The 24,837-nt window shown below is 33.2% G+C and carries 25 protein-coding genes; 5 read left to right on the top strand and 20 right to left on the bottom strand.

Translation table 11 applies throughout. The features are described from left to right. Window positions 1-58: 58 nt before the first annotated feature. The 5 genes from KPF49_RS03250 to KPF49_RS03230 all read right to left on the bottom strand — a co-directional run bounded on the left by KPF49_RS03250 (window position 59) and on the right by KPF49_RS03230 (window position 4,794). Window positions 59-3,049, bottom strand: coding sequence for an AAA family ATPase (locus tag KPF49_RS03250; protein WP_183674564.1), 2,991 nt, complete (start codon window positions 3,047-3,049; stop codon window positions 59-61). Then, window positions 3,036-4,148, bottom strand: a complete 1,113-nt coding sequence (locus KPF49_RS03245; RefSeq protein ID WP_183674561.1) for an exonuclease SbcCD subunit D — start codon at window positions 4,146-4,148, stop codon at window positions 3,036-3,038. The genes KPF49_RS03250 and KPF49_RS03245 overlap by 14 nt, the downstream gene beginning before the upstream one ends. Before the next feature lie 92 nt (window positions 4,149-4,240). Further along, on the bottom strand, window positions 4,241-4,363 hold the full coding sequence (locus tag KPF49_RS03240; RefSeq protein WP_183674558.1) for a YvrJ family protein: 123 nt from the start codon (window positions 4,361-4,363) through the stop codon (window positions 4,241-4,243). Continuing rightward, a complete protein-coding gene (locus KPF49_RS03235) occupies window positions 4,364-4,576 on the bottom strand; it encodes a DUF2922 domain-containing protein (RefSeq protein ID WP_183674555.1) in 213 nt (70 codons plus the stop codon). Window positions 4,577-4,593: 17 nt separating this feature from the next. Continuing rightward, window positions 4,594-4,794, bottom strand: a complete 201-nt coding sequence (locus KPF49_RS03230; RefSeq protein WP_183674552.1) for a DUF1659 domain-containing protein — start codon at window positions 4,792-4,794, stop codon at window positions 4,594-4,596. Window positions 4,795-4,888: 94 nt separating this feature from the next. On the opposite strand from KPF49_RS03230, the gene KPF49_RS03225 reads away from it, so the two are divergent. Then, window positions 4,889-5,383, top strand: a complete 495-nt coding sequence (locus KPF49_RS03225) for a DUF2621 family protein (protein ID WP_183674549.1) — start codon at window positions 4,889-4,891, stop codon at window positions 5,381-5,383. 6 nt (window positions 5,384-5,389) lie between these two features. Here the strand turns inward: KPF49_RS03225 and KPF49_RS03220 are convergent, their stop codons facing one another. From KPF49_RS03220 to KPF49_RS03195, 6 genes are all read right to left on the bottom strand, one after another. Beyond that, entirely contained in the window at window positions 5,390-5,896 is a 507-nt protein-coding gene (locus KPF49_RS03220; protein WP_183674546.1) for a CcdC family protein, read from the bottom strand. Next, window positions 5,897-6,601 (bottom strand): cytochrome c biogenesis CcdA family protein, encoded by a 705-nt coding sequence (locus tag KPF49_RS03215; RefSeq protein WP_183674543.1) that lies wholly within the window; start codon window positions 6,599-6,601, stop codon window positions 5,897-5,899. 124 nt (window positions 6,602-6,725) lie between these two features. Continuing rightward, complete coding sequence (locus KPF49_RS03210) at window positions 6,726-6,956, bottom strand: YneF family protein (protein WP_183674540.1); 231 nt, start codon at window positions 6,954-6,956, stop codon at window positions 6,726-6,728. Window positions 6,957-7,062: 106 nt separating this feature from the next. Next, on the bottom strand, window positions 7,063-9,048 hold the full coding sequence (tkt, locus tag KPF49_RS03205) for a transketolase (RefSeq protein ID WP_183674537.1): 1,986 nt from the start codon (window positions 9,046-9,048) through the stop codon (window positions 7,063-7,065). 21 nt (window positions 9,049-9,069) lie between these two features. Beyond that, window positions 9,070-9,309: a DUF896 domain-containing protein gene (locus KPF49_RS03200; protein ID WP_375781557.1), complete on the bottom strand. Its 240-nt coding sequence runs from the start codon at window positions 9,307-9,309 to the stop codon at window positions 9,070-9,072. Between the two features lie 98 nt (window positions 9,310-9,407). Continuing rightward, window positions 9,408-9,611, bottom strand: a complete 204-nt coding sequence (locus tag KPF49_RS03195) for a hypothetical protein (protein ID WP_183674531.1) — start codon at window positions 9,609-9,611, stop codon at window positions 9,408-9,410. Between the two features lie 143 nt (window positions 9,612-9,754). Here KPF49_RS03195 and lexA point away from each other — a divergent pair, with 143 nt between their 5' ends. The 3 genes from lexA to KPF49_RS03180 all read left to right on the top strand — a co-directional run bounded on the left by lexA (window position 9,755) and on the right by KPF49_RS03180 (window position 13,189). Further along, window positions 9,755-10,369, top strand: coding sequence for a transcriptional repressor LexA (gene lexA / locus KPF49_RS03190; protein ID WP_183674528.1), 615 nt, complete (start codon window positions 9,755-9,757; stop codon window positions 10,367-10,369). 206 nt (window positions 10,370-10,575) lie between these two features. Then, window positions 10,576-11,664, top strand: a complete 1,089-nt coding sequence (locus KPF49_RS03185; protein WP_183674525.1) for a YkvI family membrane protein — start codon at window positions 10,576-10,578, stop codon at window positions 11,662-11,664. 436 nt (window positions 11,665-12,100) lie between these two features. After that, window positions 12,101-13,189 (top strand): YkvI family membrane protein, encoded by a 1,089-nt coding sequence (locus KPF49_RS03180; protein ID WP_183674522.1) that lies wholly within the window; start codon window positions 12,101-12,103, stop codon window positions 13,187-13,189. A gap of 57 nt (window positions 13,190-13,246) precedes the next feature. Here the strand turns inward: KPF49_RS03180 and KPF49_RS03175 are convergent, their stop codons facing one another. The 6 genes from KPF49_RS03175 to hflX form a co-directional block, all read right to left on the bottom strand. Next, the gene (locus tag KPF49_RS03175; protein ID WP_183674519.1) at window positions 13,247-14,581 is read right to left on the bottom strand and encodes a protein adenylyltransferase SelO family protein; all 1,335 of its coding nucleotides are present in this window, start codon (window positions 14,579-14,581) and stop codon (window positions 13,247-13,249) included. Window positions 14,582-14,594: 13 nt separating this feature from the next. Next, window positions 14,595-15,800 carry a CynX/NimT family MFS transporter gene (locus KPF49_RS03170; protein WP_183674516.1) on the bottom strand — a complete coding sequence of 402 codons (1,206 nt, stop codon included), beginning with the start codon at window positions 15,798-15,800 and terminating at the stop codon, window positions 14,595-14,597. 52 nt (window positions 15,801-15,852) lie between these two features. Further along, the gene (gene arcC / locus KPF49_RS03165; RefSeq protein ID WP_183674513.1) at window positions 15,853-16,794 is read right to left on the bottom strand and encodes a carbamate kinase; all 942 of its coding nucleotides are present in this window, start codon (window positions 16,792-16,794) and stop codon (window positions 15,853-15,855) included. A 294-nt stretch (window positions 16,795-17,088) separates the two neighbouring features. After that, a complete protein-coding gene (locus KPF49_RS03160; protein WP_183674510.1) occupies window positions 17,089-18,048 on the bottom strand; it encodes an NAD(P)-dependent oxidoreductase in 960 nt (319 codons plus the stop codon). Window positions 18,049-18,169: 121 nt separating this feature from the next. Then, complete coding sequence (locus KPF49_RS03155) at window positions 18,170-19,411, bottom strand: methionine gamma-lyase family protein (RefSeq protein ID WP_183674507.1); 1,242 nt, start codon at window positions 19,409-19,411, stop codon at window positions 18,170-18,172. Further along, window positions 19,408-20,634 (bottom strand): GTPase HflX, encoded by a 1,227-nt coding sequence (hflX, locus tag KPF49_RS03150; RefSeq protein ID WP_183674504.1) that lies wholly within the window; start codon window positions 20,632-20,634, stop codon window positions 19,408-19,410. Before hflX ends, KPF49_RS03155 begins: the two co-directional genes overlap by 4 nt. Before the next feature lie 93 nt (window positions 20,635-20,727). On the opposite strand from hflX, the gene KPF49_RS03145 reads away from it, so the two are divergent. Continuing rightward, window positions 20,728-21,225, top strand: a complete 498-nt coding sequence (locus KPF49_RS03145; protein ID WP_183674501.1) for a thioredoxin domain-containing protein — start codon at window positions 20,728-20,730, stop codon at window positions 21,223-21,225. Between the two features lie 22 nt (window positions 21,226-21,247). On the opposite strand, the gene miaA is transcribed toward KPF49_RS03145, so the two are convergent. Genes miaA through mutL form a run of 3 tightly spaced genes read right to left on the bottom strand, consistent with a single transcriptional unit; the run spans window position 21,248 to window position 24,826 of the window. Further along, on the bottom strand, window positions 21,248-22,138 hold the full coding sequence (gene miaA, locus KPF49_RS03140) for a tRNA (adenosine(37)-N6)-dimethylallyltransferase MiaA (protein WP_183674498.1): 891 nt from the start codon (window positions 22,136-22,138) through the stop codon (window positions 21,248-21,250). Then, entirely contained in the window at window positions 22,131-23,009 is an 879-nt protein-coding gene (locus KPF49_RS03135) for an alpha/beta fold hydrolase (RefSeq protein ID WP_183674495.1), read from the bottom strand. Before KPF49_RS03135 ends, miaA begins: the two co-directional genes overlap by 8 nt. Window positions 23,010-23,020: 11 nt before the next feature. Then, a complete protein-coding gene (gene mutL / locus KPF49_RS03130) occupies window positions 23,021-24,826 on the bottom strand; it encodes a DNA mismatch repair endonuclease MutL (protein ID WP_183674492.1) in 1,806 nt (601 codons plus the stop codon). Between the last annotated feature and the right edge of the window lie 11 nt (window positions 24,827-24,837).

Below are 24,837 nucleotides of genomic sequence, written 5' to 3'. Positions count from 1 at the left end.
CCTCCTATATATTCATTATTTAAATTATCTCATAATAATTGGAAGTATTAAATTATATTTATGATAAATACGTTACAATTTTTGTCGTACTTCTTTCATTTTCTGTTTCAACATAAATAATATTTTGAAGTCTCGTTTTTAATTCTTCAACGTGAGAAATAATACCAACCATTTTACCTCTCGTTTGAATATCAACTAACGTATTAATGGCTGTATTGAGTGTTTCCTCATCTAACGTCCCAAATCCCTCGTCAATTAAAAGCATATCCATATTAATACTACCCGCTTCATGTTGAATGACTTCAGAGAGTGATAAACTCAGTGCTAAACTTGCTTGGAACGTTTCTCCACCAGATAACGTCGCGATATTTCTCGTTTCATTGTTAAAGTGATCGAAAACGTCGATAATCAGCGCTTCACTTGCATTATACGTATCTTTACGTCTTAATTCATAACGTCCATTTGTCATTTCAGTGAGTCTCTTATTTGCGTATACTAAAATTAACTCTAAATAGTGAATTAAAACAAATCTAGATAATGTCGGATGCGTCGAACGTTTACCTTCACTGTTACCATTAATAATCTTCTCTAAAATACTTAGTTTACGTACTATTTCGCGCGCATCGTTGTATTTTTTAATTAAATCGACCAATTCTTCTTTAAGCGCTAAATCCTTATTTAATTGATACTCCGTTTCAGTAATCAATTGTGTTAATTCATTCTTCTTTGTTTCAAGTTCTACAAGACGTTCTTCTTTTTTAGAGACGTCAATAACGTCAAAACTATCGAGAGTTTCTTTCAGTTTATTTAACGTAAACTCTAATTCATGCACATTACTATAGAATGTATCGACTTCATTTTTAAGAGAATTATAGTCGATTTTAAAATAGTCTTCTATATTTGATCGATCTACTGAATCGTATTTTTCTAAAAACGATTCGATTTTAGGTGTATATTCATTTAAGTTAGCTTCGAACGATTCAATATTTTCTTTTAAAGATGAAACTTCTGTATTTAACTTCGTGATTTTAACTAATAGATCTTGTCGTTTTGTCTCAGATTCTTTTAACATCTCGTGATGATTATTAATTGAACGTGACAACACATCGATTTCTTTTTTTAAACTATTAAAGTCATTTAGTCCAGTCTCTTTTACAAATTCATCTTTCATATTTTTTAAGTCACTTAAAGACTTATCTTTATAAGTAAGTGCCTCTCTTTTTTGTGTCAGTAACTGCTTTAATTCATTCACTTCACGATCTAATGCTTCTTTTTTCTTTAGATTATCGTTTTGATACGTATATTTTTCTTCAATGTTTTTAAATTCTACATTTAGTTTAGACAACGCTTCATTTAAACTATTCATATCTTTTCTTTCATCACTAATATTACCTTTTGCCGCTTCTATTCTAATCTCTAACGTATCTATCTCTTTTTTTAATGATTCTATACGGTTCATTAAATCAGTTAAGGTTTCTTTTGTAGACTCGTCCATCATTTCTTTATGCTCAGGATATTCTGTAACAATCGTTTGGCATACTGGACACGGTTTACCTACTTCTAAATGAGAAAGTAAATGATGAATTGAATCACTTGTTTCTAAAGACATTTCAGTAAATGCTTTAAGAATACTATCCTTTTCTTTCTCCATAATTATTAACTCATTCATTAACTTATCATGCTCTTTTAAGTGGAGTTCAAGTTCCTTTACTTTCTTCTCTTCACGTTCAGCATCTTCAATATCTCTTTTTAATTCCGTGATGTTTAACTGAAGTGAGTGCCTATTTTCGCTTAACACTCTGAGTGCGTCATAACTGACGTCAGTTTCTTCTAATTCTTTAGTTTTTAAAGAAATATCGTTAGTTAACTTTTCAGTATGGCTTTTTAACTCTGCAATCTCATTTTCAGCATGCTGAATCGATGAATCTAAGTTATTATAGCGCTCGGTAGAGTGTTTATTTAACGTAGATAGTTTTTTCTCTTTACTTTCTATTAAGTTTTCTTTGTTTTTTAAATTGTCTATCGTATACGTGACTGTTTTTAGTTCATTTTCGTCATACTCTAAACTTTTAGATAATTCATCTTCTTTTTGAACTGATTCTGAAAGTTTTTTTGAAATGCTTTTTTCTAAGTTAAATATCTCCTTAATTTTAGATAGCTCTTCAACGACATGTAATGTTTTTTCTGTTTCTTTTATTTTATATTGTTTAGTGACTAAGTCTTTTAACGATGTTTCTGTATTTTTATATTCAGTCACTTTTTCATTATGTTTACGGTCTAAATCGATCTCTTCAGACAATTTTTCTATCGATGAAACTACCGGTTTTAGTCCATCACGTTTTTTGCTTAAATCTTCTCTTTTTTCTTCAATTGAAGCTTCAAACTCTTTTAATGACGTATTAAATTCGAAGATCGGTTCAGTCGTCACTACTGAAAATTTTGTTTCAATTTCTTTACTCAGTAAGTCTAGATTGTTTTCTTTAGTTTTAAACTCCTTATAAATACTTTTATATACATCGTTAAATCGCTCAGTACCAAATAACGTTTTTAAAATTTCTTCTTTTTCTCCACTATTTGCCGTAAGGAGTTTTTTAAATTCACCTTGTGGTAAAAGTGCAATTTGTCTAAACTGACGTGCGGTCATTTGTAGTAAGTCTTCAACAAAGACAGATACTTCTTTTAAACCAGATGCAAGTAACTCTCCGAACTCATTATAAATTGCCGCTTGTCCTGTCGTTGGGGTCTTATTTTTACGTTTTTTATATGTTAATACGCGTTCAATTCGATATTCTTTTCCGCGATGTGAAAAATCTAAATGGACTTTTGATAACTCATCGTCACTAGCAAACTGACTTCTTAGTGACTCTCCGCCTCTACTTTCAGTTGAAGCAGTAGCAAATAGCGCGTACGTAATTGCATCAAAGATCATCGATTTACCAGAACCAGTACGTCCAGATATTAAAAATAATGAATTGTTTAGATCTCTAAAATCGATTGTTTCATTTTTATATGGCCCGATAAATTCCATATGTAATTTAATTGGTTTCATTATTAATCCCTCTTAAATGGTTATTAAACGTGTCTAACTCGAAATCAGTTGGTTGTCGTCCTGTAAACTTCTCGAAAAATAGTGTTAAAATCTCATCATCACTCGTATTATTTACGTCGTACTGAATATCCTCATCCACATATGATTCAACTTTTCTCGATAATACGAGAGTATTTTCATATAACTGTTTTAAAGCAGTCATCGGTTCTTTATAGCCTTCCATATCAGTTAACTCAAACTTAATGTAAGCATCTTTATCTTCAATTTCTTTTTTACGAGTAATAATATCAGTGAAGCTACCTTTAAAGTGTATGAGGTCATGGAGTAATTTTACTTCTATAAAATCAACAGTATTCGTATCCGTGTCAATGACTTTAAATCCTTTTTTATGATTCATCTCGTCAAAACTATACTTCATAATCGCGCCACTATAAAATATATGATTACTATTAAATGCGTTATGACGATGTAAATGACCAAGAAGTGTATAATCAAAGTCTTTAAAAATAGTATGTGGTACTTCCTCAGTTAATCCAATCGTCATTTTCTCTTCAGAATCTGACTCTTTACTCCCTGATACAAATAAGTGACCCACTAATATATTATTTTCATTATTAAATTTACTACTCATTTCGTCGATTACTTTTTTATACGCTTTTTCAAACGTATCAATCGAATCGTCATTAAAATAAGTACGTACTTCTGGAATTTCTAAATACGGTAAAAGATAAAAATCCGTGTCTTGGATCGTTATAGGTGTAAAACTATCTTCTAGTGTCGTATTTACGTGAAAGTCATTCGCTTTAAACCATTCACTGCGCGCATCGACATAAGGTTTACTATCATGGTTACCACTAATTAAAAGTAATGGTTTTTTACGGACCAAATTAATTTCTTTTAAATAATGATCGACGACATTCATTGCTTCTTGTGACGGTTGTTTTTTATCATATAAATCACCAGCAATTACAACGACGTCGATATCTTCCTGATCGATATACTCTAATATTTGATCTAAAACGTATATTTGATCTTCAATTAAACTTTTTCTATTTAAACGTTTGCCGATATGCCAATCGGCTGTATGTAAAATTTTCACTCAATATCACCCTATCTATTATCTACTCTATTTTATATTAAACATCGTAAAAACAAAAATGACCGATAAGCAAATGCTTACCGGTCACTATGTTAGTGCGATAGATTTTCTAATGCAATCACAACTTGATCGAGTTTCCTTTCCATACGGTGCATTAGGAAAAACGTCACGACGATAGGAAATCCAACGTCACTAACGAGCTGAGCAATATCCATTTAAACGAGTTGCTCGACGTCTTGAGTGATGATTTTTGCACTCTTTAGACGTACTGGTGCACCGTCTTTTGATATTAATGCTTTCGACTCGATAATCGCGTCCGCTTCTTGATTCACTTCATCTGCAGTTAAACCTTCTTTTGGATTATTGATAGTGAAATTTAAAATACCATCACGTTCAGTTTCAAATGATAATACTAGCTTTTTTGACATTTAATATCCTCCTTTAATTAACGTACTGCTTCTGTTGTAACTTTTAAGACGTTGACGTATTGTTCTCCTTTTAAATTTCCGTACGCTTGACTAAAAGTCAGTAAGCTTTTGTTTTCAGTATTTACTGATAAACGACCCACAGTACGTGATTTTAAAACTTCTTTCCCTGACTCATCGAGTGCTTCAAACACAAACTTTGCTGATAATGATTTAATCATTCAATCACCTCCCTTACACCCTATATATCGAACTGAATAGAAATATGGACAACTATAATTTAATTTTCTATAATTTAATTGAGAGGTGAATAACGTGTACAATGACTTTGTCATGTGGCTAATTGCGGTTTGGGGCTTCATAATGATTGGACTCCTTGCAATTGGTGGATTTTTTATGTTTAGAAAATTTTTAAAAGCATTGCCACGAGAAGACGGTTGGTCAGAACTTGATTGGCAAGAATATTATATAGAACAAGCACTCCCACTTTGGAACGCCGAAGCGAGAAAATTATTAGATGAGTTAGTTTCTCCGGTACCACAAATATTTAGAGGCGTTGCGAAACAAAAGATTGCAGGGAGAATTTCTAAAATTGCACTCGATGAAAAAGTAAGTACAATCCATTTAGACCAAATTATAAAAGGTTATATTATCGCGACACCAAAGCGAGATCATGGATTTATGAAGAAGAAATTAAAAGAGTTAAATATAGACTATTCACCATATGAACATTTATTTGAACTTGCAGACGATGAAAAACAAAAATTCTCTATATTTGAACAAACTGAAGCATTAAAAAAGGTTGAGTAACATCTGTTACTCAACCTTTTCTTTATCTTTAAATTTTAAATAATGGATGACCATGGAAGTTCTCCATATAACTATCATCGTAAAAGCAAGTAAGAAGAACATTCCCCCGATTTCTCCTGGTGAAATATCTTGAGATAATATAGTCTTCATAAATGTACGTATAATAAGTAGTCCAACTAAAATAACTGGAAATAGTTTAGATGGTTTAACGTATAACTCGTCATCTCTTACTTCATATTTTGTTGTAAATAATAGTGCTAAAGAAAATATTGCACCGACAATAACTGCTTCTAATATCAACTGGCCATCTAATCTAAAATACGGAAAGACAAACATCAATGCCCCCGTGGACATCATAATTGGCGGGATAATAATCTTTTTTAAATATAGTGGCGACTTCGTTTCTTGATTTCGCCAAAAGATAACGAGTATCCCCATAATAATCGCACCGATTGATGCGATAATGAATATTTCATTCTCATATGTTTTAAGTAAGTCTAATAACTGATTCATTTAAAACCCTCTAAAGTCACCAAAGTACGGTGATAACCAAATAATGATTTTTGTAAGGCCGTCAAAATATAATAAAATACCCATTAAAATCATAATCACTCCACCGACTTTCATGAGTGTCCCTGAGTATTTTACAATCCATCTCGTACGTGATACAAAGAAACTCAATACAAAAAACGGCACTGAAAAACCTAAGCAGTAAACAATCATTAACATAAGTGCGTTTTCTGGTTCTGTTGCACTCATTGCAAAAATCGCACCGATAATTGGTCCGTTACAAGGTGTCCAACCTGCTGCAAATGCCATACCAATTAAAACTGATCCAATAAATCCACCCGGTCTATTTTTAAATTCAAACTTTCTATTTTTATTGAGAAAATCAAAGTTTAAAATACCTGTAATAATTAAACCGAATATAATAATTAATATCGCACCAATTTGTTGAATCAGCTTAGAGTATTCGATTAATACCCCACCGAAAAATGTTGTACCAAATCCAATTGCAATATATATTAAACTAAACCCAATTAAGAAGAATAGTGTATGTAGTACCGCGCGTAAGTTAAAGTTACGATTTTGAACTTCATCAAAACTCATTCCCGTGATGTAAGATACAAACGCCGGGAATACTGGTAACACACACGGGGAAATAAAACTTAAAACACCCGCACCGAATGCGAGAAAAAATGTAACTTCACTACCCAATTCTTTTTCCTCCACTTCATACTAAGTGTACCACTCAGCATTAAAGACTTCTTCTTTTATTTATAATATTTATGACAAATTTTCAAACCTATAAAAAAACACTGACGAGTGTCAGTGTCACGATTTATTTTTTAACGTCTTTCATGTTTTTGTTCATCATCGTCATCATTTGATTAATTTTCTTTTGTGATGGCTTTTGACCCATTTGCATCATCATCATTCTTAATACGTCTTCGTTAATTGGTGGGTTTTTCTCTAAATAATCCATCATATACTTTCTTGCAAGGAAGAAACCAAGTGCTGTTCCACCTGCTAAAGCAACAATTACGATTAAAATCCAAATCCAAGTTGCCAAATGACTCACCTCTTTTCACTTTTTCAACATTCTAATTGTACATGAATTTTTTTCATCGTTCAACGCATTTAAAACATCCTGCATATAATATGCAGGATGCCTTAAATTAATCTTCTAAAATAATATCAACTAAGTTATCGACTGTGTAACCGTATCTTTCCATAACTTCGTTACCAGGCGCACTTGCACCGAATGTGTCGATCGTTAAGTACTTACCATCTAAACCAACAAATCTTGCCCATCCGATACTTGCCGCCATTTCAACAGCTGTTCTATTTTCAATATGTTTATTTAACACGCTGTCGATATATGCTTTATCTTGTCTAAAGAAAGTTTCAGTATCTGGTATAGATACTACTTTCACGTTGACGTCTTTTTCTTTTAATACTTTTGCCGCTTCAATTGCGAGTGCAACTTCACTACCTGTCGCAAATACAATCGCGTCATCTCCGTTATCATACGCAACGTATCCACCACGCTTAACACCTTCAGCAAGCATCTCTTTTTTGATATCTAATGCTTCAACATCTTGACGCGTTAAAACAAGTGCTGTTGGAGTGTCTGTAGACTCTACTGCACGCTTCCAAGCTTCACGTGTTTCGTTGCCATCTGCTGGACGAATCACATTTAAGTTTGGAATCGCACGAAGTCCAGCGAGTTGTTCGATTGGTTCGTGTGTTGGACCGTCTTCACCGACTGCGATAGAGTCGTGTGTAAATACGTACGTTACTGGTAACTGCATTAATGCACTTAAGCGTACAGCTGGTTTTAAGTAGTCACTAAACACAAAGAAAGTACCAACGTATGGTAAGATCGCGCCGTGTGCTGCCATACCGTTTGCTGCAGCTGCCATTGCGAATTCTCTGACACCAAACCAGATGTTTCTACCACTATAATTATCTTTTGAGAACGCCTCTTCTTTATTGACCATCGTTTTGTTTGAAGATGCTAAGTCTGCTGCTCCACCAAATAATGTTGGTATATTTTCAGATAGCTGTTGAATCACGTCACTCGAACTGCCACGTGTCGCTTTTTTAGATCCAACTTCAAATTCTGGTAAATTCATGTCGTAATCGACTGGTAATTTACCTTCTACTGCGTTTATAAATTTCTCATATTTTTCAGGATACTTTTCTTTATAGTCTTCAAGTAATTCGTTCCATTCACGCTCTAACTTTTCTCCACGCGCTGTTAACGTTTCGTCAAATCTTTCATATACTGACTCATCAACATGGAACTGTTTTGAATGATCTAATTCATAATGTTCAAATGCACTTTTTCTTTCATCTTCACCGATTGGTGCACCGTGAGAATCACTTTTACCTTGTTTGTTCGGTGAACCATATCCGATGATTGTTTTAATTTCAATTAATGATGGTTGATCTGATTCTTTTGCTTTTTTAATTGCTTCATTAATTGCATCCACGTCGTTACCATCATCAACACGGTGGTAATCCCAGTGATATGATTTAAAACGCCCTTCAATATCTTCAGAGAAACTCATATCTAAATCTCCGTCAAGAGAAATATCGTTTGAATCATATAACACGATTAACTTATCTAGCGCTAAGTGTCCTGCGAGTGATGCTGCTTCATGAGAAATTCCTTCCATTAAGTCACCGTCACTTGCTAAAACATAAGTGTAGTGGTCAACGAGTTCATGCCCGTCTGTATTAAATAGACTAGCTAAATGTCTTTCTGCCATCGCCATACCAACACTCATTGCAAACCCTTGTCCAAGTGGGCCTGTTGTAATCTCTACACCATCAGTATGTTTAAATTCTGGGTGTCCAGGTGTTCTTGACTCATATTGGCGGAACTCTTTAATGTCATCCATTGAAATTACGTCTGCAAAGTGAAGTAAACTATATAACAGCATACTTCCGTGTCCCGCACTTAAAATGAAGCGGTCTCTATTGAACCATTTCACTGAGTTTGGGTTAAAGTTTAAATGTTCTTTCCAAAGTGTATAAGCCATTGGTGCCGCACCCATTGGAAGCCCAGGGTGTCCTGAATTTGCTTTTTCAATCGCATCAATTGATAAAGCACGAATTGAATTAACAACAAGTTGGTCAGTCTGATCAAAAGTCATAAAAAATAAAGTCTCCTTAATCTATTTCTTGTTTTTCTTACTATTTTGAATATCTTTAACTTTTTGTGGCGTTACGTCATTACCTTCAGGGTCAATTACTTTAGAATTTTCGAGTTGTGATTTAAAACTTTTTCTAAAGTTTTTTAAATACTCACCGCGAAGTGAGTTTAACTCATCTAACTCATCTTTTGTAATCTTTTCTTCACGTTTTAACTTCGCCAATTCATTCAGTCTAGTTAGTTTTTTATCATCTAACATGATGATCAATCCTTTCACTTTAAATTTACCATAAAAAAACGCATTCGGCTATATTGCCGATGCGTAAATATCATATATTATCTGTTTACTATATATCAGTATTACTTAGAAACTATTTCAACGTTACTGTTCGTATCTATGTTCGGTGAAAATTCGTGAAAAGTAGTTGCTGCTTGAGAAATTCCAATTGGCTGATCGATATCGTATAGTGGTGCATTTATATAAAAATCGACTAAGAAATATAAGCTTAGAGCGATAAGGACTATAGTAATAATAGTAATAGTGACTTGTTCTTGTTTGACCATATATAACACATCTCCTAGAACATTTGTTTGTATTTATATGATAATAGAACACGTGTTCGTTGTCAATGATTTACGAACAAATGTTTGTAGCATTATATTAAATATGTTAAAATTAAGCTAATTCATAATTCGGAGGATTTATTATGGAACAACTAACTACGCGTCAAAAAGAAGTACTGAAATATATAAAAGAATGTGTCAATGAAAAAGGTTATCCGCCAAGTGTTCGTGAAATTGGAAATGCGATTGGTCTTCAGTCAAGTTCAACAGTTCACGGTCACTTAAGTAAACTAGAAGAAAAAGGTTATATTAAAAGAGATCGTACAAAACCAAGAGCAATTGAAGTTGTCAGTCAAGAACTTGAACAAAAAGTTGAGGTCATTCACGCACCAGTTCTCGGTAAAGTAACGGCAGGCTTACCAATCACAGCCGTTGAAAACGTTGAAGAGTATTTTCCATTACCAGAGCATTTAACTGCTGGTCATAATAGTGAGGTATTCCTATTATCAGTTGTTGGTGATAGTATGATTGAAGCGGGAATTCACGACGGAGATAAAGTAATCGTTAGAAAGCAAAATATCGCGCATAACGGTGAAATCATCGTCGCAATGAACGATGACAACGAAGCAACAGTGAAACGTTTTTACAAGGAAAAAGGTTATTATAGACTTCAACCTGAAAATAGTACAATGGCACCGATTATTCTAGACTCAGTGACTGTCTTAGGAAAAGTGATTGGTCTTTATCGTGAACTTTAATACTTATTAAAATGATAAACATTCATTGATATGTTTATCATTTTTTATTGTTGTCATAAATACGCTATCATTTTTATAATTTCGGACAAATATTACACTATAGAAATTATGATACACCTATCTCTTATATAGTGTAATATTAAACTTTACATCTACCCTACGTACTGTATAATCATCAAATGTATTCACAAAAGGGAGATGATCAATTGAATATTAAAGAACTCTTGAAGTTTGCTTTCGCATACTGCGGTATCGTTATCGGTGCTGGTTTTGCGACAGGTCAAGAGATTATGCAGTTCTTTACAAATGATGGGATTATGAGTTTTGCAGGAATTGTTCTTGCTGTCTTAATGGTAACTTTTGTATTTAGACAATCTGCAAAAGTTGGCTATTTATATGATGTTGATTCCCATGAGTTACCTCTTATAAAATTATTTGGAAAATACTTCGGAACATTTTTAGACTACGCATTAGTATTCTTTATGTATGTGACGTGTTTTGTAATGATTGCAGGGGGCGGAAGTAACTTAAATGAAAGTTTCGGTATGCCTACTTGGGTTGGATCAATCGTTATGATTATATTAGTCTCAATTACATTAATGCTAAAGTTTGATAGAATTATTAACTTACTTGGTATCGCTACACCTATTCTTTTAATTATGGTAATCTTCATGACAATTTTTGCATTTATTAATGCAGATCTTTCAGTTGTTGAAGGTGCTAAATATGCAGATTCATCTGTTCCACCTTGGAACGTCTGGTGGATTGACGCAACTGTATATGCCGGGCTAATGTACGGCGTTGGATTTAGTTTCATTACGATTATGGGCTCTGACACTAGACTTTATGAAGTAGTTAAAAGAGGATCATTACTCGGTGGATTATTTGTACTTATTTTAATGCTACTATTAAATGGTGGATTACTGTTAAATATGGATATTGCAGTCACTAAAGACATCCCTGCACTAGTCGTTGCTAATGCGGTACATCCATTGTTTGGATCTATCTACTCTATCGTTATAATCGTACTGATTTACAACACTGTAGTTGCGTTAATGTATGCTGTACTTGTTAGATTTACAAAAGCAAGAAGTAAAAATTATGCAATACTATTAGCAATATTAATGGTCGTTGCATTCCTATTTACGAGAATTGGATTCGTAGAATTAATTAATATTTTCTATCCATTATATGGATATCTAGGAATTATCGTCGGTCTAGGATTCTTTGTATTATGGATTAGAAAGAAAGTACAGCGTTCAAAATATTACGATCGTACAAATATTGAAGATTAAGTATTTAGCCTATCCAGTAATTGGATAGGCTTTTTATTTTATAATGAACTATTGTTTAATTTCATAGAGTTTATTTTTCATTAAACTATTTACTCATTCGTTAACGTAAAATCAATTTGCATTAATGTTTTTTTCATCTATTAATGCAAATCGGATTTGTGTCAACATGGTATGTGATTCGTTAACGTATCCGCTATAATTGTCAATGAAAGTAAACACTCTTTAACGTAAAATCAATTTGCGTTAACGTACGATTTAACTGCGGATAAAATACTATATATTTTTACACATTAATCTTATCTATCTGGTTAAATAGATTTTTTATTATATTTATTAAACGCAAAGATGGTTAAAAGTTATATAAAAAGTAATTGTAAACTTTACACAACTATATCTTATTGTATAATAAATTTATATATAGGTAGGAGTTGTTTTTTTGAATATTAAGGAACTATTTAAATTTGCCTTTGCATATTGTGGTATCGTTATCGGTGCCGGATTTGCAACTGGCCAAGAAATTATGCAATTTTTTACGAATAATGGAATGGCGAGCTTCATATCTATTATTTTATCTGTTTTAATTATGACGTTTATTTTTAGACAAATTGCTAAAGTCGGGTACATATACGACGTTGAGTCACATGAGTTAACTCTAAATAAGTTATTTGGTAATGTAGTCGGTCGTATTCTCGACTATTCTCTCGTCTTTTTTATGTTCGTCACGAGCTTCATAATGCTCGCTGGTGGTGGTAGTAACTTAAATGAAAGTTTTGGTCTACCGACTTGGATGGGTACAATCGTACTGATTGTACTCGTTTCAATTACGTTAATGTTAGATTTTGATAAAATTATTAACTTACTCGGTATCGCAACACCAATTCTTTTAATTATGGTAACTGTTATGTCTATATATGCCTTTTCGACTGCAGATATGTCAATTTCTGAGGGTGCTACATACGCGGATTCTACTGTCCCTCCTTGGAATATTTGGTGGATTGATGCGGTAGTCTATGCGGGACTAATGTTCGGTGTCGGATATAGTTTTATTACGATTATGGGATCAGATACGAGACTATATGATGTCGTTAAAGATGGATCATTACTCGGTGGTTTGTTTGTACTTATTTTACTACTCCTCTTGAATGGAAGTTTATTATTAAACATGGACGCTGCTGTAACTAAAGATGTGCCAGCATTAGTCGTCGCGGATGCTGTACACCCGTGGTTTGGTTCGATATACTCTATCATTATTATTATTTTAATTTACAATACAGTAGTCGCTTTAATGTATGCTGTACTCGTTAGATTTACTGATTTTAAGAGTAAATCATACGTTACATTGATGATCATTCTAATGGTCGTTGCATTCTTTTTAACACGCATTGGATTTGTTACGTTAATTAACATATTCTATCCATTATATGGATATTTAGGAATTATTATTGCAATTGGATACTTTGTGTTATGGATAAGAAAGAAAGTACAGCGTTCACCTTATTATGACAATACAGAAGATGAAGAATAAAAAATACTCCTAAACTAGAAGTCTAGTTTAGGAGTATTTTTATTACCTAATTAAGTTTTACGTACCACACGTCGTATAAAAGTTATTTCCTTTTGACTCTTTTAAGTACTCCGGTACATTATCATTAAATGGTTTAGTACATGCTTTAAGCATTTCATGGACTTTATTGTAGTCCCCGTTTAATGCTTCTTCTATCGCGTTTAAAACTGTATGATGTCTTGGTACAAATGACGGATTTTTCTTTTTCATTAAATCAAAATTGACAGAATGATCACCGTAATTTGGTGTGAAATCTAATCTACCAAGAGCTAGTTGTCTAAACGTATTCGTATAATCTAATTGTCTAGTTTCGATTTCCTTTAAAAATTCAATAATCATTTTCTGGTCTGTCTCACTATTATAATCAATCTGTTCAACTCCAATTTTTTCTCCCATTAACATAAACCATTTTCGGTTATAAATTAATGGAAATTCATCGAGAACAGATTGTGCTATTTCCACCGCTTCTTTTTCATCATCGCTAAATAAAGTAATCATAGCCTCACCAAGTTTACTTAAATTCCAATGCATAATCTTTGCTTGATTTGAAAAGCGATATCTTCCTTGCTGATCGATTTGACTAAATACTGCATTTTGGTCATATGTTTCTATAAATGCACATGGCCCAAAATCAATTGTCGAACCGTCAATTGTTACGTTATCTGTATTCATAACTCCATGCACGAATCCAGCACTTTGCCACATTGCCACGAGTTCTGCTTGTTTTCTAACGACCATTTCAAAAAACTTTTTGTATTTTACATTATTTTCTAATTCACTGAGGTATGAATAATGTCTATTTATAGAGTAATCAATGATCTCTTTTAAATACGGTTCTCCAGCGATTTTTCCAAACTGAATTGTTCCAACACGTAGATGGGAATTCGCAACTCTGATAAGCAGTGCTGCTATTTTATCAGCTTCTCGTTCAGCAATTTCTGTCGTTTCTAATAGTGCGAGACTTCTCGTTGTTGGAATATTAATGTTATATAAAAACTCAGAATAAATATATTCTTTAATTGCTGCGTTTAGTGGTAATAAACCATCACCGCCACGTGAATACTTTGTCGGTCCGCTTCCTTTCACTGCAATATCAACGTAAGAATTGTCCAATAGCGCTTCGCCTAAAATAATTTGTCTTCCATCACCTAAAATAACTGGACTCCCAAATTGGTGACCAAAATAACTTTGAGAAAATGGAGTACGTTGATTTTTAAAAATATCAGAAGCATTATTAAAATTAAATTTACGACCTAAAGGTACGTTAAATAATCTTTCTTTATATTCATAATTCACTGGTGAATGCTCTTCATAAAACACTTCACTATTATTTAAATATGTGTAGCTATACATTATATCTACCTCTTTATTTAATCGTTTCTTCGACAGTTTTATCTTCAGCTGCAATCATTAATGTTATAAATACTATTATACTTAACGCGATGAAAATATAAATGTTAATGATTTCATTTTGAATGTAGTCTTGAATAACTCCCATAATAAGTGGTCCACTTGCCGCAATCACGTATCCAATGGATTGTGAGAATCCAGACAGCATCATACTACCGTCATATGTATTTGCTTTTAAAGAGAAAAAGACCATACATGTTAAAAATGCAGCACCGACGCCGACACCCATGATTAGCATTGCAAATAGTAGTACTATTTTATTTTCAACAAACATTAAACTAAATCCTGTAACAAAAGCAACAAATATTATAACTACAGGAATCCTTTTATTTTTTACACTTTCAACAAATTGAGGGTATATAAACGCAATCGGAACTTGTATGAACTGTGCAAACATAAAGTAATACCCAGCTGTTTTAAATGTTAATCCTTGGGATACTAAAATTGTCGGTATCCACGCAACGACACTGTAAAAAATCATAGATTGTAATCCAAAACTAAGTGCGACACCCCATGCGATTCTCGATTTAAGTAAGTCTTTAATTGTTAGTGTAACTGCACCTTCATCAATATATTGTGCTTCATATTTCTGAGCGTTTAATTGTTTAATCCAAAATAAAATAGCTATAACTGTTAAGATTATCCAAATAGATAATGATAGTTTATAACCATACGCACTTGTTTCAGATAATGGTACTGATAAACCACCACCAACACCCGCCATAGCGTTCATAACTGCACCGTATAATCCAGTAACTAGACCTATATGAAGTGGAAATCGAAGCTTCACGTAACTTGGAATTGTTACGTTACCGACCGCAATACCTAATCCAATAATAATAGTTCCTAATATAAACCATTCTACACTCGATAGATTACGAATGACGAGTCCACATAATATAATAATTAATGAATAAAATATGACGTGATTGATTGAAAACTTTCGAACAAGTCTTGGTATGTATGGAGACACAACACCAAATATTAGTAAAGGAATCGTTGTCAGTAATCCCGCGACTGTATTTGAAATATTTAATGCATCTCTAATTTGATCAACTACTGGTCCGACAGACGTAATCGGCGCACGTAAAATGGAAGCAACAAGCATTAAAGCAATGATTAACATCCAATGATCTTTTAACTCATATAATTTACCACTCAATTGTATACTCCTTTAACTACAAAAACACAGCCTAAAAGGGCTGTGTCATATATTATAATTTTATATGCGTACCTGCTTCACCAGCTAATGCTTTAACTGCATCAGATAATGAACAAATAATCGCTTGTTTATTTTCACCAGATTTTGCAAATCCAATTGCTGACTCAACTTTAGGGAGCATTGAACCTGCTGCGAAATGTCCGTCTTCAATGTATTGTTCCATTTCTTCAACGGTTACATTCTCTAGTTTAATTTCATTTTCTTTACCATAGTTTATAAATACGTTCGGCACATCTGTTAATACCATTAACGTATCAGCGTCACTTTGTTGTGCAAGTTTAAGTGCAGAGCGGTCTTTATCGATTACTGCGTCAACACCATGAATCACACCGTCTTCGTCACGCCAAATTGGAATACCACCACCGCCTGAAGAAATAACGATTGATTCTTCAGAGAGTGTTTTAATTTCTTCGACACCGTGAATTTTTTTTGGCTCTGGAGATGGAACAACACGTCGATATCCTCGTCCAGCATCTTCAGCCATTACAAATCCATTTTCTTCTTCCATTTTTTTAGCTTCTTCTTCAGTGAAGAACACACCAATTGGTTTTGTCGGATTTTGAAAAGCTTGATCGTCTTTATCGACTTCAGTCATAGTGAGTAATGATACGACATTTTTATCGATATTTGCTTCTTTTAGCTTATTTTTTAGTGCCTGTTCTAACATAAACCCAATCATACCTTGTGATTCTGCACTACTTACAAATACTGGCATCGGTTTAATGTCATCTTTAGCTGCTTCATTTTGAGCAATAATAAGACCAACTTGAGGTCCATTACCGTGTGTGACGATGATTTCGTGTCCTGCTTTAACGATGTCTATCATACTCGTCGCTGCACTATACACGTTTTCGTACTGGTTTTCGTAAGTTGGCTCTTGTTTTGGTTGTAAAATTGCATTACCACCTAATGCTAAAACTACTTTTTGACTCATTCATACCACTCCTGATTAAATATTAAATTGATGCCATATTGTCACTCACATTGTCACAAGATTAATTTATACAGCATTTCTATTTTATCAAAAGTGACTTTTCTAATAAATAATAAATTTATATTTCTTAAAAAAACATGATATTTAGTAGTAAATTATTTGTCGTTTTTCTATGTATAATTTTGCTAAATATAAGAATTAATATTTACATACAATTATATTACTAACATATATTGAAATTAAAAAAACTGAGACATTAGAAGTCTCAGCTTTTTAATCTGTCATACAAAATATTTAATCTATTAAATTTTGAGGTTTACCTTCTAAATATTTAATTGTATTATCAAACGCAATTTCTGCTCTTAACTTCATCGCTTCATCAGTTAAGTATCCGACGTGTGGTGTTAGTACTGTGTTTTTTGCATTTAGGAGTTTATAATCTCCAGGAATTGGTGGTTCCATATCGTATACGTCGATTCCTGCACCCGCAATTTCACCATTGTTTAATGCATCTGCTAACGCATCGTTATCAACGACTGGTCCACGTGCACAGTTAATAAGTACTGCACTTTCTTTCATTTTTTTAAATTCTTCAGCGCCGAGTAAATGATGCGTATCTTTTGTTGCAGGTACATGTAAAGTTACGATGTCTGCTTGTTCAAGCATGTCATCTAAGTCCATATATTCCATACCAAGTACTAATGCATGTGCATTTTCACTTGATCCGTTATACGCAATTAAGTCTGCACCAAATGCTTTAAATAATTCGGCAGTCTCTACCCCAATTTTACCTGTTCCGATAAAACCAACTGTTTTCCCTTTAATTTGTCTACCTTGAAAAGCGCCTGAAAAATCTTCAGCTTTTCTCGTATCACTGTCACCTTCAGTGATTTTTCTAAATACGTCTATAGTTAAACCAACCGCTAGCTCAGCAACTGCTGTATTCGCATATCCTGACGCATTACTGAGTAACACTTTTTCCTTCGCATCCTCTTCTAACTCTACGTGGTCAACACCAGTGAATGCAACGTTAATATATTTTAAATTTTCATTTTGTTCAATCGCTTCTTTAGGATATGGATTATTCGCAATCATAATGACGTCAGCATCTTTACTACGCTCGATTAATTCATTTTTATCAGTTGTTTTCGTGTTGTAATAGACAAACTCATGCCCTTTTTCTTTAATCGGTGCTGCAAGTTTTTCTACCATTTCATCCGGTACGTTTAGAGGTTCTAGTAATTTAACTAACACAATATCATGTCCTTTCAATATGTGTGTTACTTTATAAGTTATGAGTAACATCGTTCATTATCTATATTATTAATGTACCCATGTTACCTCCCTCTATAAACAATATTATTAAATTAGGAACTTATATAATTCCTTTTTCTATCCATTCATCTAACACTTTTTCTAACGCATATTTGACGTGCTCGTAAACTAATCCACCTTGCATAAATGCAATATATGGTTCTCTTACTGGTCCATCAGCAGATAACTCGAGTGACGCACCTTGTATGAATGTCCCAGCTGCCATAATGACTGGATGCTGATATCCTGGAATTAAATCAGGAATTGGTAAAAATTTAGAATTCACTGGGCTTGCACTTTGTACCATTTGAATAAACGAGATCATTTCTTCTTCGGTGTTAAATTCTATACTTTGTATTAAATCCGTACGCTTCTCGTCGAAGAGTGGATCTGTTTTATAACCTAAACTCGTTAGAACATGACTTGTTAATAATGCACCATTTAAACTTTCAATTACTGCATGTGGTGCCATAAATAGTCCTTGGTACATATCTAATAAAACTTCGAGTGATGCTCCCATTTCTTTACCAATACCAGGGACTGTCAATCTATAACTGACTCTTTCAATTAAATCTTTACGTCCAACAACATATCCACCCATTTTAGCGAGTCCACCGCCAGGATTTTTAATTAAACTTCCTGCAACGATATCTGCACCGACTTCAACCGGTTCTTTCGTTTCAACGAATTCACCATAACAGTTATCTACAAAAATGATAATGTTTGGATAATGCTTTTTAATTTCAGTTATTACCGCTTCAATTTGACGGATTGTCATCGACTTGCGTGTAGAATAACCACGCGAGCGCTGAATTCCTATCACTTTAGTATTGTCGTTAATACTATTTAAAATTTTATCGACATCAAATTCTTTATCATCAATTAAATTGATATAGTTAAAGTCGATACCGAGTTCTTTCATACTACCGATATCTTCTTCACTTTCACCAATTACTTTTTCTAACGTGTCATATGGCCAACCGGTAATATATAATAATTCATCGCCTCGGTTTAATAACGATAAAAGACTCAGTGAAATCGCGTGAGTACCTGAAATTATTTGAGCACGTACGAGTGCATCTTCTGCTTCAAATACATCTCTATAAATATCTTCTAACTTATCTCTACCTGTGTCGTCATAACCATATCCAGTCGTTCCTGTAAAATCACTTTCCATAACAGAATGACTGTTAAACGCCTGCATGACTTTTTTAAAGTTATAATAAGCAATTCTTTTATTTTCATCGATTAATGGCTGAATATGTGCTTCTGATTGTTCAATAATAGATTGTGCGTGTTTCATTGTTTCTCCTTTAAAATCTCCTGAATAATCGAAATGTCTTTTGTATACCCTTCAACAGTATAGATTTCATCATCTTCATTAAAAGTTAAATTCGTCACATAAGTGTCTTGTTTTAACTCATATAATTCGTTGATCTCATTCATCGTGATATTTCGAGTGTAAAATTCATAATTGTCTTTTATACCTTTTTTTAATTTGTTGAGAAGTTCTTCTTTTTCCATAAACTTATTGACTAAAAAGTATGTGTCGTTCGTAATATAGTTTAACTCATTATTTAAATCACTTTTATTAAATAAAACAATTGTCGGAATATGAGACATATCGAGTTCTTTTAATAATTGTTGTACAGTTCGGTAATGTTCGTCGATGTGGTCTGAGTGATTATCTATCACATGAATTAAAAAGTCACTATCCGCAGCTTCTTCTAATGTTGACTTAAAGCTTTCAACTAAAGTCGTCGGTAATTTTTGAATAAAACCAACCGTATCTGTAATGATTGCATTAAATCCATTTTGGAATTCTAATTTTCTTGTTTTCGGATCTAGTGTTGCGAACAACTGGTTTAATTCTTTTGTATTTGCTTCAGTTAACGCGTTAAACATCGCAGATTTTCCGGCATTCGTATAACCAATTAAACTAAATTTAGTCACTTTTTTTCTATTACGATTTTCACGATAGTTTTTACGCGTATTTTCAATTGTTTTCAATTCATTTTTGATTTCTTTAATGCGCCTATTGATGTGACGTCGATCTGTTTCTAATTTCGTCTCACCTGGACCTCTTGTACCAATCCCCCCACCTAAACGAGAAAGGTTAATTCCTTGTCCACGAAGTCTTGGTACTAAATACTCAAGTTGAGCAAGTTCGACTTGAAGTTGTCCAGCTTTAGTGTCTGCTCTTAAACTAAATATATCTAAAATAATTTGTGTGCGGTCGAGAACAGATGTATCAAGAACTGACTCTATATTTCTATTTTGTGACGCCTTAATTTCATCATTTACAATGACATAATCCAGATCCTCATACATCTCGCTTATTTCTTTTAAAAATCCACTGCCAACGTAATAGCGTTTATCGATCTCGTGTCGATTTTGTATGTGAATCCCTAATATTTTTATATTTATAGATTCTGCAAGTACTTTTAATTCTGCGACTTCACTTTTAATATCATGTGTGTCGTTAGTATTTACAGCGACAATAACTCCATTATATTGTGTGTTCAATTTCTCACCTCAAACATATATACTTTTTCATTTCGTGTTTATAAATTTCAAAATAAGTGAATAGAATACCATTGGAAGATAGGTGATATGTTTATGGGAAAAGAATTTTATAATTTAAAAGCTAGGGACATTCATAAAAATCTAGTTAAAATGTCAGAATTTAAAGGACAGGTACTCTTGATAGTCACAATATCAAGTGATATTACCGACGTACCTCAACTCACTATCCTCGAAAAACTGTACGAGAATTATAAAAAAGACGGTTTAAATATACTTCTATTTCCAACGGATCAATTTAAAGAAAAAGAAGCATTATCATCAAGTAATCTAGATCATGCCCTACACAATTCTCTTTCTATACAATTACCATTAATGGAAAAAGTAGACGTAAAAGGTGACACAAAACACCCTATTTTTAGTTATCTTACTGAAGATAAATTTAAAATATTTAAAAATGAAGTGAAATTAAACTTTACGATGTTTGTCGTCTCCCGTGAAGGTAAAATTGCTAAACGTATAAATAATACTCACATCACTTATGATAATCTATACAAAATACTCGAACCGTATCTCTATGACACTCATCAATAGATAAAAAAGTCTCATTGAAAAATCAATGGGACTTTTTTAAAAATGACTCAATTCTATTTAGAATGTCACTCTCATCGACACCGACTTTGAACCATTCAACGTCTAATTTATTTCTTAAATACGTTAGTTGCCTTTTTGCATATCTTCTTGAGTCTCTTTGAATATCTTTAATCACTGTTTCTAAAGACTTGTCCCCGTTAAAATAATCGATAAATTCATGATAACCAATCGCACCAAGTGCTGTTTTAGATAACTTATAATGATCAAATAAATATCTTACTTCTTTTTCAAGTCCGTGATCTATCATATTTAATACGCGGTTATTTATTCTCTCATATAGCTTTTCTCTGTCGTCATATAATCCAATGATTAAAGCGTCATATTTACTCGTCGTATCATGCTGCTTCTTTTGACCCAGTTTATTTTTAATTAGCACCCGAATCATACGCTTACGATTATTAATATGAATATCTTCATTAATTTCTTTTACTTTTTCATGAAGCGCCTCATTTGTAAACTGTTCAAAATAATTCACTAATTCTAGTTTTTCATCTTCATCTTCATCATTAAATTGAAAATCGTTAATTAGTGCATGGATGTAAAATGCCGTTCCACCGACGATAAAAGGTGTATTATTATTGTCGTATTCTTTTTCGATTAATTTCGTCACAAGTTCCTGAAACTCTTTCACAGAAAAGTTTTTGTCAGGAGATAGAATATCAATCATCTCATGACGAACACCGTCCATTTCACTTTCAGTAATTTTACCAGTACCTATATCCATGCCTTTATAAACTTGCATTGAGTCACCGCTAATGACGTTAAAGTTAAAATGCTTTGCGATTTTAATCGATAATTCTGTTTTACCAACACCAGTTGGACCAACGAGACAAATAATTTTAGGTTTAGTCATCGATACTATTATCCATCCAGTCTAAAATTGTACGGTAGACATCATTTTTAATATTTTCATTTAAAATTTCATGACGGTAATCTTCATACAATACTGATTTTGTATTATATCCATAAGCTTTTAATGTCGCATCTAATTTCTCAATATCTTTTCCTTGGTGACTAAATGGATCATCTTTACCGCTAATTAATAAGAAGTTTGTATCCTTATTATATTTTTTAATTATTTCTTCACTGTTCACTGCAATAATCGCATTGTTTAATGCTTTAAATGTATTCACTGACACCGGGTGTCCAGAAAGTGGGTCTTGGTTGAACTTTACGACATTTTCGTAATTTTTACTAATCCATCTATTTTTAGCAGTACCTTCGACTTGACGGTCAAATCCTCTGAATGCAAGTTGATTTAAAAGTAAACTTTTAAAATTTGGTGTAATTTTTGAAACACCATTCACAAAAGCTGTTTGAATCTTTTCAACTGGAGTCGTTCTGTCTCCAGTTCCAACAATCACTGCACCTGTTGGACAAATCGAAGTAAGTAGTAATCTTAAAACGATACTCCCCATAGAATGACCAATTACAAATTTTGGTAAGTGATTCGGTAGTGAATCATACACGTCTTTAGCATCTAAGACGAGTTTTTCAAAACTTCCAATTTCACCACGATTGCCGTTATCTCTATTTCCGTGACCGTTATGATCATAAATTACACCGTAAATATCATGCGATTTAAAGAAATTAAGTAAATAATCATAACGTCCACTATGTTCAGAAATTCCGTGAAGTACTAATACAGCTGCTTTCGGGTTTTCTGGTTCGGAAATTTTCACATCAATTGCTTCGTCTCTCGTATATACAATTTGTTGTTTCATTAGAACACCTCTTATTTCATAATACGGTTAAACATCTTTTCAATCTCATATGTCGACCACTTAATGATGACTGGTCGACCATGTGGACACGTGTATGGTGACTTACATTTGGATAAGTCATCTAGCAATGTACGCATTTGGTTTTCATCTAAGTAGTGATTCGCTTTTATTGACTGTTTACAACTCATCATTATAGACATATCTTCACGGTACTTATTCACTGAAAAGTTTTCTGTGTTTGAAATAAAATCAATGACTGACTCGATATCTCCTTCTGGATCATCTTTTAATATCCAAGATGGATACTCCGTTACTGTATATTGCTTCATACCTGTTTTTTCAATATTAAATCCTAGTGCTTTTAAATCATTGAGTTTTTCATCGATACGAATGACGTCATCATATGAAAACTCAAAATGATACGGTAATAGTAATGGCACACGCTCATCACTATTTTGAATGTTCTCATAGAAATATTCATATTTAATGCGTTCTTGCGCGGCGTGTTGATCCATTAAATACATTCCTGAGTCATTTTGCATTAATATATACGTTCCGTGGACTTGTCCGACAATTTCTAAATACGGTAATTTAGAATCTTGATAGTCGTCATAACTTTCATTAGAGTGACTGATGTTATCATTAATTGTTTGTTCGATATACGTCTCTTTGTTATCATTACTCTCTTTTGAACTAAAGTCACTTGTATTGATTTTATTATTAGATACGTAATCATAATCATCTCTGACTTGTCTAGGTGCAAAATCAAAGACGTTTTGTGTTATGACTGGCTTTTCTTTTTTCTCACGTGTCTCCATTTCTGGAATTAAACGTTCTGACTGTAGCGCATCTTTAATTGTAGTTTCAATTAGGCGTTGTAACTCTTTAAGTTTAGATAACCGGACTTCAGTTTTTGCAGGATGTACGTTTACATCGACAAGTTTTGGATCCATATCGATATTTAAAATGACGACTGGAAATTTATCTTTCGGAAGTAACGTATGATAACTTTCAACGACACTCGCGACGAGTCTAAAATCTTTAATAATTCGAGAATTAATTGAAAGATTAATATAATTTTTATTACTTCTCGTAATTTCTGGTCGAACAACAAATCCTGATAACTTATAGTCTGGTGTTGTACCTTCAACTTTTACGCTATGTCTCGCAACATTTAGCCCGTAAACATCTGCAATGACTTCTTTTAAGTTACCATTTCCTTTTGTTTGAAATCGAACTTTCCCATCAAAGACGAGTTTAAACTGAATATCTGGATGGTTAAAACTAAAGCGTTGCATCATATCAATAATACGGCCCGCTTCAGTTCTTAAACTTTTAATATATTTATATCTTGCTGGTGTGTTAAAAAATAAGTCTTCTATCGTCACTACTGTACCAACGCGAGATTTGCCTTCATGGTAGCCAACTTCTCTGCCACCATTGTATTCTAATTTAAATGGCTGTCTGTCTTTACGATAACTTTCAACCGTTGCTTTAGACACTGCACCAATACTCGCAAGTGCCTCACCACGAAATCCCATCGAGCGAATTTCAAATAAATCATAGTCTTCAGCGATTTTACTCGTTGCATGACGCTCGAATATTAAACGGCTATCTCTATCGTCAATACCTTCACCATTATCGACAACTCTAATTTTTTTAAGACCACTTTCTTCGATAAAGACCTCAATAGATGTTGAGTGAGCATCTATCGAGTTTTCAACAAGTTCTTTAACAATGGAACTTGGGCGTTCGACAACTTCACCCGCTGCTATTTTATTTTGGATAACTGGATCTAGTACATGGACTCTCTCCATATAATCCCCTC

The organism is Nosocomiicoccus ampullae (assembly GCF_019357495.1).
In the GTDB taxonomy this organism is placed as follows: Bacteria; Bacillota; Bacilli; order Staphylococcales; family Salinicoccaceae; genus Nosocomiicoccus; species Nosocomiicoccus ampullae.
The sequence above is the reverse complement of the archived record's forward strand: the minus strand, read 5'-3'. Positions and strand labels throughout refer to the sequence as shown.